The 2,884-nt window shown below is 65.1% G+C and carries 3 protein-coding genes and 1 pseudogene; 3 read left to right on the forward strand and 1 reads right to left on the reverse strand.

What is annotated here, in order from left to right:
* From QOC69_RS14890 to QOC69_RS14900, 3 genes are all read left to right on the forward strand, one after another.
* Nucleotides 1–1,206 (forward strand): dihydroxy-acid dehydratase domain-containing protein (locus QOC69_RS14890; RefSeq protein ID WP_526440780.1); only part of this gene is annotated, 1,206 nt, incomplete at its 5' end.
* A gap of 17 nt (nt 1,207–1,223) precedes the next feature.
* Entirely contained in the window at nt 1,224–1,838 is a 615-nt protein-coding gene (locus QOC69_RS14895) for a bifunctional 4-hydroxy-2-oxoglutarate aldolase/2-dehydro-3-deoxy-phosphogluconate aldolase (RefSeq protein ID WP_526440782.1), read from the forward strand.
* Nucleotides 1,839–1,941: 103 nt separating this feature from the next.
* A complete protein-coding gene (locus tag QOC69_RS14900) occupies nt 1,942–2,454 on the forward strand; it encodes a DUF4352 domain-containing protein (protein WP_526440784.1) in 513 nt (170 codons plus the stop codon).
* 51 nt (nt 2,455–2,505) lie between these two features.
* On the opposite strand, the pseudogene QOC69_RS14905 reads toward QOC69_RS14900, so the two are convergent.
* Nucleotides 2,506–2,610, reverse strand: a pseudogene (locus QOC69_RS14905) (LysR family transcriptional regulator); the annotation flags it as partial.
* Nucleotides 2,611–2,884: the final 274 nt, after the last annotated feature.

Below are 2,884 nucleotides of genomic sequence, written 5' to 3' on the forward strand. Positions count from 1 at the left end.
CTGCTCGACGCCGAGGCCGCGTCGTATCACGGCAGCGGAACATGCACCTTCTTCGGCACCGCCAACTCCAATCAGCTGCTGATGGAAGTGATGGGACTACACCTGCCGGGCTCGAGCTTCGTCAACCCCGGCACACCGCTGCGCACCGCGCTCACCGCCGAAGCCGGGCGCCAGGTCACCGGACTCACCGCGTTGGGCGAGGACTACACCCCGGTCGGCGAGATGATCGACGAACGCGCGGTCGTCAACGGCTGCGTCGCGCTGCTCGCCACCGGCGGCTCGACCAACCACACCATGCACCTGGTCGCCATCGCCCAAGCAGCCGGAATCACGTTGACCTGGAACGACATTTCCGAACTGTCGTCGGTCATTCCGCTGCTGGCCCGCATCTATCCCAACGGCAGTGCAGACGTGAACCACTTCCACGCCGCCGGCGGGCTCGGCTTCACTATCGCCTCACTGCTGGATGCGGGCCTGTTGCATGAGGACGTGCAGACCGTGGTCGGCCCCGGATTGCGCCGCTACACCCAAGAACCCAAACTCGACGGGGACGGCGTGATGTGGTTGGACGGCACCACGATCAGCCACGACACCTCGGTGCTGCGCGGTGTGGAGGAGCCCTTCGACACCGACGGCGGCCTGAAAACCCTTGCCGGCAATCTCGGTTCGTGCGTGATCAAGACCTCGGCCGTCAAACCTGAGCACCGCACGATCACCGCGCCTGCCGTGGTCTTCGACGACCAGGCCGACTTCCTCGCGGCGTTCGAGGCCGGCGGGCTGGACGGTGATCTGGTCGCGGTACTGCGGTATCAGGGTCCCCGCGCGATCGGCATGCCCGAGTTACACAAGCTCACCCCGGCACTCGGTGTTCTGCAAGACCGCGGACACCGGGTCGCGCTGGTCACCGACGGCAGAATGTCGGGCGCCTCGGGAAAGGTCCCGGCCGCAATCCATCTCACACCGGAAGCCGCCACGGGCGGTCCACTGGCGCGGGTTGCCACCGGTGACACCATCACCGTCGACGCCGTGACCGGCACCCTGACCCTGCACGTTCCGGACGACGAGTTCGCCGCCCGCACCCCAACCGGCCGCGCACCGTCGGCGACCGAGATGGTGGGCACCGGACGTGAACTGTTCGCCAGTATGCGCGCCGCCGTCGGTCCCGCGGACCAGGGCGCCAGCGTCTTCCCCGCCTACGTCGCGTGATAACCCAGGAGAAATCAATGACCGAATCACTGCTCAACCGTGTCCCTGTCATTCCCGTCGTCGTGGTCGATGATGTCGACCACGCCGTCCCGATCGCGCGTGCACTGGTGGCCGGTGGACTGCCGGTCATCGAGCTGACACTGCGGACGGCGGTGGCGCTGGACGCCATCGAGCGGATCGCCAGTGAAGTGCCCGAGATCTTTCTCGGCGCGGGCACCATCGTCGACCCCGGCCAGGCCAAACAAGCGGCATCAGCGGGCGCGCAGTTCCTGGTCTCGCCCGGCAGCACACGGACCCTGCTCGGCGCCATGACCGATACCGGACTCCCCCACCTGCCCGGCGTGGCCACGGTGTCGGAGATCCTGTCCGCACTCGAGGCCGGATACACCGAGCTGAAGTTCTTCCCGGCCGAGGCCGCCGGCGGGGCGAACTACCTGAAGTCAGTCAGTTCACCGATCCCGGCGGCGCGGTTCTGCCCGACCGGCGGCATCTCCGCCGGCAACGCCGCCCAGTACCTGGCCCTGTCGAATGTCGGGTGCGTCGGAGGCTCCTGGATCACCCCGGTCGAAGTTGTCGCAGAACAAGACTGGGCGCGCGTCACCGACCTGGCTGCTGCCGCCGCGGGGCTCTGACACCAGCGTCGAACCCGCTGACTCACGACATCCCCGGGCTGGCCGGAAACAGCGGGAGCGTTCGAGTTTGCAAACTCCCCGGGAGCAACTACGGAGGCGGGCCATGAATCGGAAGAAAACCGCTGCTCTCATTGGTGCATCGACGTTCACGTTGCTCGTCGGCTGCGGGGTCCCTGACACTCCCAGCCCCAGCGCATCGCAGGGGCAAGAAGCCCGTGACGGCAAGCTCGGCTTCACCGTGAGGGATGTGTCTCAAGTTGATTCGGTCGGTGACCCTTATGACCCCTTCGCCTACCAGAAGGCCAAAGGCGTCTTTGAGGTTATCCGACTGACGGTCCGCAACGTCGGTAACGAGTCGCAATCCTTCGATGCGTTCGCCCAAAAGCTGGTCATCAACGGCAAACAGTTTGACTACAATTCGGACGCGTCAGGAAACGTCGACACGAAGGTGAGCCACTCGGTCAGCCACAACCCGAGCCTGCAGTCCGACGCTGTGATGGTTTTCGACGTTCCCTCGGGCAGTCCACTTGGTGTCCTGGAAGTGCATGACTCGATGTTCTCCAGCGGCGCAACCATCGACCTCGTAGGGGCCATCGTTGACCCCGCGCTGTCCTAGGGCCTGCGGATCTCCAAGACGAAATCGCCGAACCGCTCTCGAGGCCGGATACAACGAGCCCACCCGCTGCTCCAACGCCTTGATGCGTTGGCTGATCGCCGACGGGGTGCCGTGCAACCGCTCGGCAGCACCGTCGAAGCTGCCGAGTTCGATCACCGCTGCAGGTGTCGGTTCTTAAAGATTGCGGCGGAGGCCGTCTCCCCTACCTGCTCGTTTGCAGAATTCTCATCATAATGACGGACGGCTTTTTCTCATCTTCTTGGCGGATCCGACAACCACACGGTTGTGCTGCTTTGTGGAAGCAGCTCAGAACTCATGCGCTTTCGGTGGCGGGTCGGCGCGCTGCTCTCTCCCGCGAGAGCGCGGCCTTGGCTTCGCGTGTCATTTGGTCGGTGAGCACTTCGATCGCGCCGGTTTCGACACCGTCGAG

Source organism: Mycobacterium sp. (assembly GCF_032162105.1).
GTDB lineage: Bacteria > Actinomycetota > Actinomycetes > Mycobacteriales > Mycobacteriaceae > Mycobacterium.

What these genes read in the sequence shown, in the direction of transcription:
- QOC69_RS14895 (WP_526440782.1), top strand. Translation starts at nt 1,224, where the DNA reads ATGACCGAATCACTGCTCAACCGTGTCCCTGTCATTCCCGTCGTCGTG.
- QOC69_RS14900 (WP_526440784.1), top strand. Translation starts at nt 1,942, where the DNA reads ATGAATCGGAAGAAAACCGCTGCTCTCATTGGTGCATCGACGTTCACG.